This window comes from Halobacillus sp. GSS1 (genome assembly GCF_017307035.1).
GTDB classification, from domain to species: Bacteria; Bacillota; Bacilli; order Bacillales; family Halobacillaceae; genus Halobacillus; species Halobacillus litoralis.
Genome location: NZ_JAFLHE010000001.1, coordinates 421,916 through 436,101 on the forward strand (window position 1 = coordinate 421,916; position 14,186 = coordinate 436,101).

The 14,186-nt window shown below is 42.8% G+C and carries 15 protein-coding genes; 1 reads left to right on the forward strand and 14 read right to left on the reverse strand.

The window, feature by feature from the left end; translation table 11 throughout:
* Positions 1-2 precede the first annotated feature (2 nt).
* The 13 genes from J0K78_RS02115 to J0K78_RS02175 all read right to left on the reverse strand — a co-directional run bounded on the left by J0K78_RS02115 (position 3) and on the right by J0K78_RS02175 (position 11,780).
* A complete protein-coding gene (locus tag J0K78_RS02115; RefSeq protein WP_206945180.1) occupies positions 3-1,187 on the reverse strand; it encodes a pyridoxal phosphate-dependent aminotransferase in 1,185 nt (394 codons plus the stop codon).
* A 15-nt stretch (positions 1,188-1,202) separates the two neighbouring features.
* Complete coding sequence (locus J0K78_RS02120) at positions 1,203-1,739, reverse strand: cell wall elongation regulator TseB-like domain-containing protein (RefSeq protein WP_206945181.1); 537 nt, start codon at positions 1,737-1,739, stop codon at positions 1,203-1,205.
* Positions 1,693-1,863 (reverse strand): YpmA family protein, encoded by a 171-nt coding sequence (locus J0K78_RS02125; protein WP_089652552.1) that lies wholly within the window; start codon positions 1,861-1,863, stop codon positions 1,693-1,695. The genes J0K78_RS02120 and J0K78_RS02125 overlap by 47 nt, the downstream gene beginning before the upstream one ends.
* Positions 1,864-1,934: 71 nt before the next feature.
* Positions 1,935-4,736, reverse strand: a complete 2,802-nt coding sequence (gene dinG, locus J0K78_RS02130) for an ATP-dependent DNA helicase DinG (protein WP_206945182.1) — start codon at positions 4,734-4,736, stop codon at positions 1,935-1,937.
* A gap of 83 nt (positions 4,737-4,819) precedes the next feature.
* Positions 4,820-5,209, reverse strand: a complete 390-nt coding sequence (gene panD, locus J0K78_RS02135) for an aspartate 1-decarboxylase (RefSeq protein ID WP_206945183.1) — start codon at positions 5,207-5,209, stop codon at positions 4,820-4,822.
* A 21-nt stretch (positions 5,210-5,230) separates the two neighbouring features.
* A complete protein-coding gene (panC, locus tag J0K78_RS02140; RefSeq protein ID WP_206945184.1) occupies positions 5,231-6,097 on the reverse strand; it encodes a pantoate--beta-alanine ligase in 867 nt (288 codons plus the stop codon).
* Positions 6,098-6,105: 8 nt separating this feature from the next.
* A complete protein-coding gene (panB, locus tag J0K78_RS02145) occupies positions 6,106-6,927 on the reverse strand; it encodes a 3-methyl-2-oxobutanoate hydroxymethyltransferase (RefSeq protein ID WP_206945185.1) in 822 nt (273 codons plus the stop codon).
* Positions 6,920-7,912 (reverse strand): biotin--[acetyl-CoA-carboxylase] ligase, encoded by a 993-nt coding sequence (locus J0K78_RS02150; RefSeq protein ID WP_206945186.1) that lies wholly within the window; start codon positions 7,910-7,912, stop codon positions 6,920-6,922. The genes panB and J0K78_RS02150 overlap by 8 nt, the downstream gene beginning before the upstream one ends.
* On the reverse strand, positions 7,888-9,090 hold the full coding sequence (locus J0K78_RS02155; RefSeq protein WP_206945187.1) for a CCA tRNA nucleotidyltransferase: 1,203 nt from the start codon (positions 9,088-9,090) through the stop codon (positions 7,888-7,890). The genes J0K78_RS02150 and J0K78_RS02155 overlap by 25 nt, the downstream gene beginning before the upstream one ends.
* Complete coding sequence (gene bshA, locus J0K78_RS02160) at positions 9,083-10,210, reverse strand: N-acetyl-alpha-D-glucosaminyl L-malate synthase BshA (RefSeq protein ID WP_206945188.1); 1,128 nt, start codon at positions 10,208-10,210, stop codon at positions 9,083-9,085. Before bshA ends, J0K78_RS02155 begins: the two co-directional genes overlap by 8 nt.
* Before the next feature lie 15 nt (positions 10,211-10,225).
* A complete protein-coding gene (locus tag J0K78_RS02165) occupies positions 10,226-10,630 on the reverse strand; it encodes a methylglyoxal synthase (RefSeq protein ID WP_160913530.1) in 405 nt (134 codons plus the stop codon).
* A gap of 15 nt (positions 10,631-10,645) precedes the next feature.
* Positions 10,646-11,446, reverse strand: a complete 801-nt coding sequence (gene dapB, locus J0K78_RS02170; protein ID WP_206945189.1) for a 4-hydroxy-tetrahydrodipicolinate reductase — start codon at positions 11,444-11,446, stop codon at positions 10,646-10,648.
* The gene (locus J0K78_RS02175) at positions 11,439-11,780 is read right to left on the reverse strand and encodes a nucleotide pyrophosphohydrolase (protein ID WP_160913533.1); all 342 of its coding nucleotides are present in this window, start codon (positions 11,778-11,780) and stop codon (positions 11,439-11,441) included. Before J0K78_RS02175 ends, dapB begins: the two co-directional genes overlap by 8 nt.
* Before the next feature lie 784 nt (positions 11,781-12,564).
* On the opposite strand from J0K78_RS02175, the gene J0K78_RS02180 reads away from it, so the two are divergent.
* Positions 12,565-13,437: a YitT family protein gene (locus tag J0K78_RS02180; protein ID WP_206945190.1), complete on the forward strand. Its 873-nt coding sequence runs from the start codon at positions 12,565-12,567 to the stop codon at positions 13,435-13,437.
* A 49-nt stretch (positions 13,438-13,486) separates the two neighbouring features.
* Here J0K78_RS02180 and J0K78_RS02185 read toward each other — a convergent pair whose 3' ends face one another.
* Entirely contained in the window at positions 13,487-14,161 is a 675-nt protein-coding gene (locus J0K78_RS02185) for a zinc metallopeptidase (RefSeq protein WP_160913537.1), read from the reverse strand.
* Between the last annotated feature and the right edge of the window lie 25 nt (positions 14,162-14,186).

Below are 14,186 nucleotides of genomic sequence, written 5' to 3' on the forward strand. Positions count from 1 at the left end.
GCTTAAGATTGATATTTGTTTACAAAACGTTCGATTCGATCAGCCGCTTTTTCGAGCTGATCAAGAGATGTTGCATAGGACAGGCGTACATTATCAGGGCTGCCGAAGCCGGATCCTGGGACGAGCGCTACTTTTTCTTCGTCTAATAAAGCTTTCACCCACGCATCCACGTCTTGAAAGCCACCTTGCTCAACCGCTTCCTTCACATTAGGAAAAAGGTAAAAAGCGCCGGATGGTTTCGCACAATGCACTCCAGGAATTTGAATCAGGCGTTTGTGAAGAACATCCAGCCGCTCTTTGAATGCTTCCTTCATTTCTTCTACTTTTTCTTCAGAAGCTGTATAGGCAGCGAGTGCCGCGTACTGGGCTATTGTCGTTGGATTTGATGTCGAATGGGAAGCCATGTTGGTCATCGCTTTAATGACGGTTTTGTTTCCCGCAGCAAAGCCGATTCTCCACCCTGTCATCGAATGGGATTTCGAAACCCCGTTGATGATGATGGTTTGCTCATAAAGTTCTTCTGACAGTTGAGCTATAGAAACATGTTTCTCCTCTGTATAGATCAATTTTTCGTAAATCTCATCCGATACAATAAGGACATCATGCTCAAGGCACACCTCTCCGAGCGCCTTTAATTCAGATTCGGAATACATCATACCCGTTGGGTTACTTGGTGAATTAATAATGACGGCTTTCGTATTAGGTGTGATGGCTTCTTCCAGCTGCTCTGGTGTAAGTTTAAAATCATTAGATTCCTCTGCTGATACAATTACAGGCGTACCTTCAGCGAGTTTAATCTGTTCAGGATAACTGACCCAGTATGGGGCAGGAACAATGACTTCATCCCCCTTGTTCAGAAGGACTTGGAATAATGTGAACAACGCATGTTTCGCACCTGTTGTGACGATCACTTGCTCATTTGTATAGGTGAGGTCCTGGTCGCGTTTTAATTTTGCTGTAATGCTGTTTTTCAGCTCAGGAACTCCACCAGCCGGGGTGTACTTCGTCATTCCTTCATCCATCGCACGCTTAGCAGCCTCCAGGATATAAGATGGAGTATTGAAGTCAGGTTCGCCCGCTCCCAATCCAATGACATCGTGGCCTTCTGCCTTCAGTGCTTTCGCTTTGGCTGTAATCGCTAATGTTGTTGATGGTGTTAAAGCTTGCACACGTTGTGCTAATTCCATAAACGTTCACTCCTTTTATTCATTCTGCCTGAAAGCAAAACGCTGATCAAACGCTTCACCCTGCAGTGTAAAATAGTCTAATACGTAGCGGTTTTGTTCATCGATATAAGTCAATTGAAAAACAGGTTCGTCTTCCTCAAAGCCATATTGTATATCTTTGAATGTACAATTAGAGCAAGTATTCTCCCAGCGGGAGCGCATCTCTTCTAATGGCAGTGTTTCATCTTTAGAAACCTCTTCAAGGATCTTTTTTTCCTTGATATCCATAAATATAATAGACGCTTCTTTGGATTTATTTATTCCCTGGACGATATGAAACTCTTTTTCGCCATGGTATGTAGATACATGGTCAATCCTTGCAAGGCTCCCCTTATCCCGAGCGATTTCTTCTGCTTGAGGGTGACCTTGTTTGCGGTCATGATTCACATCGATATAGAGCCACAGGAAAAGGATAATAGCGATAATAAAGAGGGTACCTGTTATCGCAAGGGTCCACTTCAACCAACTAGGTACGGTAAATGGTGAAGACTGCGGTCTCAGCATCGTCATCATCCAGTGCCAACCCAAACATAAGATTATTTTCTTTCAGCGTTCGGTTTAATGTATCGACAATTTTATAAAGATCATCAGACTTTTGAATTCTGACCGTCGATAACGTTTCAATCTTATTTTCCATCAGTTAAAAACCTCCATTATGCGGGGTCCGCTTTTTATTATAACAGGTTCGTCTAGACTCATGCGCTAGAGTTAAAGCCATTTTTCAATCTTATTGATCAATTGACGAGTGGACTCATAAGAAACAGGGACTTCCGGAAGAGAACTCAGGAAGTATTTCCCGTATCGAGCTTCCATCAACCGTTGATCACAAATAAAGACGACTCCTCGATCGGAGCTGCTCCGAATTAACCTGCCAAAACCCTGTTTAAACCGAATGATTGCATGAGGCAGGGATTTCTCCATAAATGAATTTCTGCCTTCTTTTTGCATTCTTTCGTTTCTCACCGATTGTATAGGCTGATCAGGCGGTTGAAAAGGCAAACGAACCATCATGAGACAAGAGAGATCCTCTCCAGGTATGTCCACACCTTCCCAAAAAGAACTTGTCCCTAGAAGTATCGCCTGATCGAATGCTTGAAAGTTTTTTTTCAATCGATCTCTACTCCCGCTTGATACACCTTGAGCAAACACCATAAATTCCTCTGGGTCAATAAACTCTTTCAGAAGGGTGTAGGTTTGACGAAGCATTTCATAAGATGTAAATAAAACAAGCATTCTTCCTTTTGTCACTTCAGCAACAGAATAAATCGCTTCACTCAACGCTTCAACAAACGAATCGGGGTCATTCTTTATGTTCGGGAAATCATTCGGGACCATAAGCTGGACCTGCTCCTGGAACTTATAAGGAGACGGGATGATCGATTCGATTGTGTTGGCAACGTCCTCTAAGCCTAGTGATTTTCGAATATATTCGAAAGAACCACCTGTGGATAAGGTTGCGCTCGTCAGGATCGAGCTGCACTTCTTTCTGAAAAGCCGTTGTTCGAGAAGGTGAGCGACATCATAAGGTTCACTGAATAAGTAAATGGCATTGACGGCCCCTTCCCCTTCTATTTCCACCCATTTTACTTCTTCTTCTCTAGTAAAATCAAAGTAATGAATCAGCTGGGAGCGAATCTGGTGGCATACATCCATTTGATTGTTCAACCGGGAGAGAAGAATGGGTATAATGTAATCTTCTCTGACAGCAAGCTGCATTCTCAACTGTTCTTCCATTTTTCCCATATGGACAATCAGTTTTTTAATGATCGCTAAGAAACGATGAGACATTTCTTTGGCTGTGTCAATAAATGACGGCATCTCCCCCGGCTTCAATAGAAGTTGGGTACGTCCAATGTCACTCTTCCCTTTCCCCAACCTCTTCTGCTTTTTCACACTCTGATAAATATAACGGGAAAGGTGGCTCAGTTCTTCCTTGGCCTCATCGATGGATTGCTGCCCCTTGATCAGGTTCATATAAAAGTCGTTCTGCAAAGACCACTCTTTATAAAGACTCTTGTGGAATATTTCCCCAAATTGGGTCAAGTGCCTTTGAAGTTCACGATAATTCATCCGCACACCAAAATACCGACTAGCTACTGCTTCTAAATGATGTGCTTCATCAATAATCACATGTTCATATTCTGGCAGGATCGATTCCTCTTTCATAATATCCATACATAATAGAGCATGATTCGTAATCACAAGATCCGCTTGTGCTGCTTTCTCCTGGGCCCATTGGAAAAAGCTGTCGTCTGTGAAACCTAGCCTGACGGTTTTGCTGGACTGCTCTGATGAAACTTTATGCCAAAACTGCCTTCCATTCGAAGGTAGTTGGATTTCGTCCACATCTCCCGTACGCGTCCTGGTTAACCAAACGAGAATCATCGCTTTTGTCAGTGTAATATCGTAATTATCTTGATATGATCTCTCCAGCTCATATTGAAAGTGGATCAAACTAATATAATGAGCCTTCCCTTTATAAAGAACCGCTTTAATCGGGCGAGGAAACATCCGCTCTACTTTAGGGAGTTCTTCTTCGAGCAATTGTTTTTGCAGACTCGTTGTATGAGTGGAAATGACGACGCGTTTACCACTCTCCATCGCTTGGTAAGCAGCGGAAAGAAGGTAAGCGATGGACTTTCCTGTTCCAGCACCTGCTTCTAATATCGCATGTTTATTTTCTGTAAGAGCTTGCTTGACACTTGCCGTCATCTCCTGCTGTCCTTTTCGGATCTCATAATCAGGAAGTAGGCTTCCAAGGCCATTTTCTCCTTCAAACACCTGCGTTTTCCAAGTGTCGAATGGAGGGAGTTGAACGGCTTTAGATGCATGTTCAGGCACTTGTTTCCGTACAGCGATTCCATGCTTCAGCATCACATCAGATTCACTCGTGTTTCCATACCGCTTCTCTTCCAAGTATTTTAGGAAGAAATCCCTGAAATCACTTTTCAATTTTCCTTCGATCTTTAGCAAATGGTGGATTGTACGCTCTGGTAAACGCTGAAGTTCTTTCAATAAATAAAGAAGCAAATCAGCTGTGACTTGAGCATCTGACAATGCGCGATGTGGTCGATCGTGACCCATATCCAAACGCTCTGCCAGCTGTCCCAGTTTGAAAGTAGGCGAAGTCGGCATAAGAATGCGTGCGAATTCGACGGTATCAATAATCGGATTATGTAAAGGTTGATATCCGCACCGTGCCAATTCATCATTTAGGAACCCAAGATCGAATTCGATGTTATGCGCCACAATATAAGCATGGTGAAACAGAGGATAAACATCCTCTACAATTTCAGAAAAAAGCGGTGCATCCAAAACATCGTCATCTTCTATACCAGTTAGTGATCGAATAAACGGAGGAATCTCTTTTTCAGGATAAACAAGGGAAGAAAACTCTTCCACAACTGTCCCATTTTCCTCCATAACGACGACACCGATTTCTATGATGCGATCCCCTTTTGAAGCCGCATTTCCTGTTGTCTCTAAATCCACAATTGCAAATCTCTTCATGTTCATCCCTACTTTCACAACAAAAAGGAAGGACCTTGCCTAAGAACGTGGCATAGATCCTTTCTTCACTCGCTAGTCACTTCTTATAATGGCAATGCTTGTAAAGGCGGCTCTTCTTCGATGATCTGCTCGACTTTATTGTTCTCATCCATCAGAGCAATCTTTGGACGAAATTCTTCAAGTTCCTCTTCATGAAGCATCGCATAGGAAACAATAATGACAATATCATCCGGTTGTACGCGTCGGGCTGCTGCACCATTCAGGCAGACCACACCGCTTCCGCGCTCACCAGCAATAACATAAGTCTCAAGACGTTCGCCATTATTATTGTTAACAATCTGCACTTTTTCATGGGGGAGTATACCGACTTGATCAAGCAGATCCTGATCGATAGTCACACTTCCCACATAATTCAAATTCGCTTCCGTTACGCGAGCCCGGTGTATTTTTGCTTTCATCATTGTACGAAACATATGATATGACCTCCTTGTCGATCACCCATAAATGACATGTCCATCATGATTAAAAACGACATTGTCAATCAATCTCACATGGTCATAAAATACAGCCGCAGCGAGAATCACAGGACGATCGATGTTCTCTATAGATTCTAACTCAGGATAAGATAATAATTCAATATAATCTATCTTACCACGAGTTTTCTGTTCAAGAAACTTCTCAGTCGCCTCAATGATCAATTCTTTGGACTTTTGCCCTTCTTTAACAAGTTTCCTTCCGTACTGCAGCGATTCCTGTATGGCTGGAGCCTCGTTTCGTTCCTCATCAGACAGTCGGACATTTCTACTACTCTTCGCAAGGCCGTCCTCTTCCCTAACCGTAGGAACAGGAATGAGATGAACAGGAATATTATAGTCTTTGATTAAGGCATCAACGACAGCTACTTGCTGGGCATCCTTCATACCGAAGTAGACGTTGTCAGGCCTTGTAATGTTAAATAACTTTGAAAGGACGGTAACGACACCATCAAAGTGACCAGGACGGCTTTTTCCGCACAATACATTCGTCCGGCTGGTCACCGTCATAAGTACGGACAATGGCTGCGGATACATCGTCCCAGGGGTAGGAAGAAATACAAGATCCACGCCGTTTTCTTCCGCTGCCTTACGATCCCGGCCCTCATCACGAGGGTATGTATCCAGATCTTCCCCTTCCCCGAACTGAAGTGGATTAACAAAAATGCTGAGAATTACCTTGTCATTTTCCTTCTTCGCTTCTTCAATAAGGCGGATGTGCCCCTCATGAAGGTAGCCCATCGTAGGTACAAAACCAATGGTGTGGCCGTTCTTCTTCCACTCGGAAATCAATGTGTTCACTTGATCTATTTCTCTTAGTACTTTCATTTTTCACTTTACTCCTCCGGCAGTTCATTAAGGTTCATAGTAAATGTGTGGGATTCTTCCGGAAATGTCTTCGTCTTCACTTCTTTTACATAGGATTGAACCGCCTCTCCCAGAAGATGGTTGCTATCAATATATGGTTTTACGAACTTCGGTAATCGATCTACTCCATATTTTAGAATATCGTGATAGACAAGAACCTGACCATCACACTCTGCCCCGGCACCAATTCCTATCGTAGGGATGGATAATCGGTTTGTGATTTTCTCTGCTAATTGCCTCGGAACGCACTCAAGAACAATCGCCATGGCACCTGCCGCTTCTATTTCAAGGGCTTCCTCAATGAGTCTTTCTGCTGAACCCTGGTCTTTTCCTTGAACTTTGTAACCCCCGAGCACATTGACTGATTGAGGAGTTAAGCCAATGTGGCCAACCACAGGAATACCAGCATGAACAAGCTTTTTCATCATTACAGAGACATCGCCGCTTCCTTCAAGCTTTAAAGCCTGAGCTCCTGTTTCCTGATAGAGTCTGCGTGCGTTTTTCAAGGTATCCTCTGTGGAAATATGATAGGACATAAACGGCATATCAATCACCTTGAATGTGTCAGGAGCACCACGCTGAACAGCTTTTCCGTGATGGATCATATCTTCCATAGTCACCGGAATCGTTGAATCATAACCAAGTACTGTCATTCCTAAGCTGTCGCCGATCAAAATCATGTCGACATTCGCTTCTTCTGACATTTTAGCTGACGGATAATCATAACTTGTAATCATGACGATTTTATCTTTCTCTTGCTTCATACGCAGGAACTGTCCCTTATTACGCATGATATCCTCCCTCTCCCCAATGAATTTCCGCTGAATATAGTTTCTCTTCTTCTCCATCTATGCTTCTCGCACGTAAAGCTCCATCAGGCTCAATCCCTATCAGGGTCGCCTGCCAAGTTTTCCTCATCGTAGATATGGTCACTTCTTCACCGATTTTGTAGCCGAAGTGCTCCCAATCTTTTTTAATCGATGCGAACCCATGGGACTCAAACCGCTCATATGTCTCTTCAAATAGACGGAGGATATGCTGGACGGTTTGTTGTATATTCCAGTGCTCGCTGGATTCGATTTTAAGTGAAGATGCTTTGTATTTGATATCAGAAGGAATTTCGCGATCTTCTTGGTTTACGTTCATTCCCATACCCAGCACAATATATTGGATCGTGTCCTGTTCTGCCTGCATTTCGGTAAGAATTCCAGAAACTTTCTTATGGTTAATCAATAAATCATTCGGCCATTTGATTTGTGGGACCAGCGTAGACCTTTCTGCAATCATCCTTGCTAATACGGTTGCTGCCAGGAGGGTGATTTGAGGTGCTTGCACAGGAGGCAGATTCGGGCGTAAGAGGATAGTCATCCATATTCCCTTTCCTTTTGGTGAATCCCAATTTCTCGACATTCGGCCTTTCCCTTTTACCTGTTCATCAGCAATGACCACGGTGCCATGTGGTTTGCCCTGTTTGGCAAGCTGATGCACAATTTCCTGAGTAGATTCAACCTGGTCGTAATGATGCAATTCATGACCGAGCCATTTTGTCCCCAGCCCCCATCTAAGAGTGTTTTCACTGATCTTATCGGGGGAAGACAAAATTTTGTACCCTTTGCGTTGAACGGCTTCAATTTCATAGCCGTCTTTTTTTAATTCGTTCATATGCTTCCAAACAGCTGTTCTTGATATTCCCAACCGGTCAGAAAGTTCCTGCCCTGATATATGGCCTTCAAGATGATTAAGTAGCTCAATTAATTCCTTGCGGGTGGATTCCATTCCCTCACCCACTCCTTTATCTTTTCATATTCATTTTCTATTTCTCCTGTAACCACATGGTGTTCAATCATATCCATCCATTCGGATATCCATGGGCCTTTTGGTAGTTCTGAAAACAATTGCAGAAGGTCTCTAGCCTGAAAAGTCAGCTCTCTTTTGTCCTGAATAGGAAGGTGTGCTTTCCTTTTCTTCAACTCATTTCCCAAATTCTTTTCCTGGGAATGTAAAGCCAGGGACAACCTTGTAAAGGAAGAAAAGAGTTCTTCATCCAATTGATAGACAAGCCATGGTGTCACCTTCTTGTCATCTACATACTTTTTATAAGCGTGCAGCAATTGGTCTGTCTTTTTCATGGTATCTTTTGAAAGTTTCCATGACTTCATGAAATTCCCTGAAGATAACTGAGGATATTGGATCACATAAAAGGCGATGATTTCATGCCATCCAAATAAAGGTGAACAAGGTACATTCGTGTGAATGTACAAATCTTTTAGAATTGGCAGATGTTTTTTCAATCCTGTCGTATGCAGTAACTGTAAGCCTAAGGCATAATTCGAACCTTTAAATATCTTCTCGACTTCCACTGCCATTCTTTCAATGGAAATGTATTGAAGTAAATGCGACATGTGGTTCAATGCTTCCATGGTCTTCTTTTCAATCTGAAAAGATAGTTGGCTTGCAAATCTTACAGCCCTCATCATTCGTAACGGATCTTCCTGAAAACGCTCAGACGGCTGTCCAACTGCTTCAATCCTCTTATTTTTTATGGCCTCATGCCCGTTGTAGGGATCAATAAGCCTGCCGTCCCTGCTCATAGCAATTGCATTAGTCGTAAAGTCTCTGCGGGCCAGATCAAGGGTAATATCCCGAACGAATGTCACCTCATCTGGATGACGGTAATCTTCATAACCTTCTTCTACTCGATATGTGGTAACTTCATAGGAAACGGAACGATGGCGTACGATTACTGTCCCATGTTCAATTCCTACCGGGATGACTTTTTCAAATATTTCCTGAATCCGTTCAGGCTTTTCAGATGTAGCTATATCGATATCATTGACAGGCCTGCCACTTAAAAAGTCACGAACGGCCCCACCGACGATGTAAGCTTCACCTCCAGCTTCTTCAATCTTTTGAATCACTTCAAAGGCTGGTTTGAAAACTTCGTATTTATCCATGGTTCAAAACCTGTTCGTATAAAGTTTCATACTGTCTTAAGATTGTGTTCGTTGCAAATTTGTCACGCACCACTCTTTTGGATTGTTCAGCCATCATTTGATGCAAACCTTTATCCTCTAATACTTTTGTGGCAAAGTAAGAAATTTGTTCAACATTTCCAAGTTCCGCAATAAAACCAGTCTCCCCATGATCGATGACTTCTGGGATTCCGCCAATATTTGTTCCGATACAAGGCACGCCGCAAGCCATGGCTTCAAGAAGTACAAGTCCAAAACTCTCTTTTTCAGATAACAATAATTTCAAATCTGAAATCGAAAGCAGTTCACTTACGTTTTCCTGTTTCCCTAGAAATAGGACATCTTCTTCTAACCCCAGCTGTTGAACAAGTTGATGACATTCGGAATATTCCGGGCCATCTCCAACGAGCAATAACTTTGCCGGCATTTGTTCTGCAACAGTGGCAAAGGTTTTGATGACATCTGTTACTCTCTTTACTCTTCTAAAATTAGAGATATGGATAAGTACGGCATCTTCCTCATCGATCCCATAATGTTCTTTCAGACGTTGATCATCCCTCCGATAATACTCTCTTTCATCTACAAAATTATAGATGACGTCGATATTCCGGTCCGTATGTAACATTTCTTTCGTCTGATCCACAAGACTTTGGGAGACAGCTGTGACTCTATCCGACTGTTCGATTCCGAAGCGAATCATTTGTTTAAGGCTTGAATCGATGCCCAGGACGGTTATATCTGTACCGTGAAGGGTCGTAATAATTTTTACATCACGTTCACACATTTGCTTGGCTAAAATCGCACAAATGGCATGCGGCATCGCATAATGGACATGAAGAATATCCAACTCCTCTCTATTGATGACATCTGCCATCTTAGCTGCGAGAGCTAAGTCATAAGGAGGGTGTTGAAAAACTGGATAATTGCTCACTTCCACTTCATGATAATAAATATTCGGGTACACACGGTTCAGGCGGAAGGGAACTTGAGAGGCAACAAAATGGATTTCATGCCCCTTCTCTGCCAGCAACTTCCCAAGCTCTGTAGCAATGACACCTGATCCCCCGACGGTCGGGTAACAAGTGATACCTATTTTAGCCATAATCGATCACTCCTGTTATCTGTTCATTTCAATGATGCCTTTCCAATCAAAATCTTCATGATCCAAAGCATGAATCATAATATCTGCCATAGCCTGGTTAGTAGCTACCGGGATTTGGTGAACATCACATAACCTCAGCAATGCACTAATATCGGGTTCATGCGGCTGTGCTGTAAGTGGATCACGGAAAAAGACAACCATATGCATTTCCTCACTGGCAATTTTAGCACCAATTTGTTGATCTCCTCCGAGTGGCCCCGATTGAAATCTTGTCACTTTCAAATCTGCTTCATCTGCAATCCGCATACCTGTTGTACCTGTAGCATACAGTTGATGCTTGGATAGAATAGAATGGTACTTTTTCGCAAAACGGATAATATCTTCCTTCTTTTTATCGTGGGCAATTAATGCAATATTCATTATAACCTCTCCCTGTTAGTCAAGTATGTGTTCAAGACCATAGACGAGGACATCAAGTTCCATCACACGCTCGGCAGCAAGTTTCACCCCACTCATGAATGATTCACGATGAATGGAGTCATGTTTTACAGTCAGGGTTTCTCCTTGTCCACCAAAAATCACTTCCTGGTGAGCGACAAGCCCCGGAAGCCTCATGCTGTGAATTTTCATTCCATCAACATCCGCCCCACGTGCACCTTGAAGTGTCTCAGCCTCTGATTCATGTCCTTGTTTATGAGGATCGCGCACTTCTTTAATTAACTCAGCAGTTTTAAGAGCGGTCCCTGAAGGTGCATCAAGCTTTTGGTCATGATGCTTTTCGATGATTTCGACATCCGGAAAATGCTTGGCTGCCCACTTTGAAAATTGCATCATGAGTACAGCACCAATAGCAAAGTTAGGAGCAATAATGGTCCCAACCCCTCTTTCCGAGGCGAGTGTCGTCAATTCAGCTAGCTCATCTTCTGAAAACCCTGTTGTACCGACGACAGGTCTGACCCCGTTTTCAATAGCAAGCTTTGTATGTTTGTACCCATTCTCTGGTGTAGTCAGATCGATTAGTACGTCAGCTTCCACTTCACTGAGGCAGGTGGCTGCATCCGTATAAATATTTGCTTCCATATCAGGAAGGCCATCCAGCTCTTTTACACTCATTCCATCGTGCTTTCGATCAATACAAGCCACAAGAGTAAAAGTGGGTTGATTGTGAATCATTTTTAATGCTTCTTTGCCCATTTTACCACGAGGGCCTGCAACAATCACTTTAATATTATTCACCTTTTGTTCCTCCTTCTTTACGTGTCCAGCGGTCTTTATCTCTCGTCTCAATTTTACTCATGGATTGTTCAAAAGCATCAGAGAGGTCAATGTCCAGTGAATTTGCGAAACATGTAAGGACGAAAATAACATCGCCCAGTTCCTCTTCAAGAGCTTTATCTTCTTCTGTACTCTTTTTTGGTTTCTCCCCGTATCTATGGTTGATTTCTCTTGCCATCTCCCCCACTTCTTCTGTCAAGCGTGCCTGAAGACTGAGAGGAGAAAAATAACCTTCTTTAAATTGCGATATGTAATCATCTACTCTTTTTTGGATATCTTTTGTCGTATAGTTCATTAAAAACCCTCGCTTCTTTAAGGACTCTCCCTAAATGGTAGCCAAAAGCCCGCCATTTGACAAATTTTTTAGTTTGAGCAAATAAAAATAATTCTTTATTTTATATAAGCTCCCGTTAGATGGCAGTGTCGAGACTTTTGTTGGGCGGATGGGGGCTCCGGGAATAGCTCGCTTTCCGCGGGAGCGCGGTGAGCCTCCTCCGACTGCGTCCTGCGGGGTCTCACCATGCACTTTTTTCCCGCAGGAGTCTCGCCATTCCCCTCCGCCCCTTTACCATGCAAGGTACTCGATACCACTACTATAAGGTCGGTTCGTATGATTATGGAAAGTGTATTATAGAACGCCTTCATAGCACTTAAAAGTTTGATCAAAGGTCTTTATACATCTAACATTCGGATAGAGGAAGACCGTACAACTTGGTACAGAGGTTCGTTTCTCACCATAATTGTATGGGGTGGTTGGGAAGCTGCGAGACTCCCTTGGGAGAAAGGAGACCTGCGAGATCCCCCAGGCCATAGCCCGAGAAAGCTTGCCACTCCCCCACAGGAAAGTGTTCAAATGCGGAATTGCCCTGGTGGACACGATTGGTATAAGCAGTACACGTAACGCACCACGGAAATACCACGAAACTGAGTCTTCAACAATGTTGCTATATACTTCAATAATTTCCTTTTCAATAATTAATACCAGGAGTAATAAAAGCCAATATATAAAAGATGTTATTGCCGCATTCAGTTGAATTATCTATAATTGAAGTCGTGTGACAACTATTGGAGGTGTACATATGAAAATCTTCGGATTGCGCTTAAAAAATATCATATGGATTTTAATCGGATCCGCCATCTTCTCTTTCGGACTCGTTCATTTCAACATTCAAAATGAATTAGGAGAAGGCGGATTTACGGGAATTACTTTATTACTTTTATACTTGTTCGAATGGGACCCTGCCATTATGAATATTGTGCTCAATATTCCGGTCCTCATCATCGGATGGAAGATTCTTGGTCGTACTACATTCTTTTATTCTCTAATCGGCATCCTAGCTGTTTCTGTTTTCATTTCGGTTTCTCAAACCTATATGATTGAATTCAACTTGTCCGATGATCTTACATTGGCTGCTTTGTTCGCAGGTGTTTTCATAGGAGTAGGACTGGGCATTATTTTCCGGTACGGAGGGACAACAGGCGGAGTCGATATTATCGCACGTCTTGTGAATAAATATCTCGGATGGAGTATGGGAAGAGCCATGTTTCTCTTTGATGCCCTCGTTATTTTTGTTTCCATTATCACATACCTCGAGTACACAAGAGGGATGTACACACTGGTAGCTGTTTTTGTCGGAGCAAGAGTTATAGACTTTATACAAGAAGGGGCATACGCTGCGAGAGGTACAACCATTATTTCTGAAAAAAGTGAAGAGATATCAAGGCGCGTAATGCAAGAAATGGATAGAGGAGTAACTGTACTCGAAGGAAGAGGGTCCTTTTCCGGTTCCAAGAGGGATGTGCTTTATTGTGTCATCGGTAAAAATGAAATTGTTAGACTCAAGTCCATTATTGACCATATTGATCCTCACGCATTTGTAGCTGTCAGTCATGTACATGATGTGATGGGCGAAGGCTTCACTCTGGATGAGAACAAAAATCCAATAGATTGATTCTTTACACACAAAAAACCGATCCTTTTTATAAGGATCGGTTTTTAAGTTATTCTTCATTCATACCTACGAACATAAACACGAAGCGCAGCAGTTCAGCAAGTGCAACCAGAGCACCCGCAACGTATGTCATCGCTGCAGCATTCAACACTTTTTTCGTTTTACGCTCTTCATCATTACGGATGACTCCAGTTGATACCAATTGACTCATCGCACGGTTTGAGGCATCGAATTCAACAGGCAATGTGATCAATTGGAACAACACAGCAGCGGCGAAGAAAACAATTCCTGCCAGGGCAAGTCCGGACATTCCAAGTAGAAATCCACCGATAATAAGAAAGATGGAAATGTTAGAACCAAAACTTGCCACGGGAACAAGAGCACTTCTGAAGCGTAAAAATGCATAATCCTGTGCATCCTGAATGGCGTGACCAACTTCGTGCGCAGCTACAGCAGCTCCGGCTGTTGAACGGCCATGGTAAATATCTGTTGAAAGACGAATCACTTTCGAACGAGGGTCATAGTGATCGGTTAAATGGCCGCGGACTTCTTCTACAGCAACATTGTATAAACCATTGTCATCAAGGATTTTTCTAGCTACCTCTGCTCCTGACATGGCTGAGGATGTCGTAACTTTTGAATACTTTTTGTAGGTGCTTTTCACCTTTGATTGCGCCCAGAGTGGAATAATCAATATCAGCGCAAAGTAAATGATAAAACTCATCTTTCATTCCTCCATCTTGGATGTG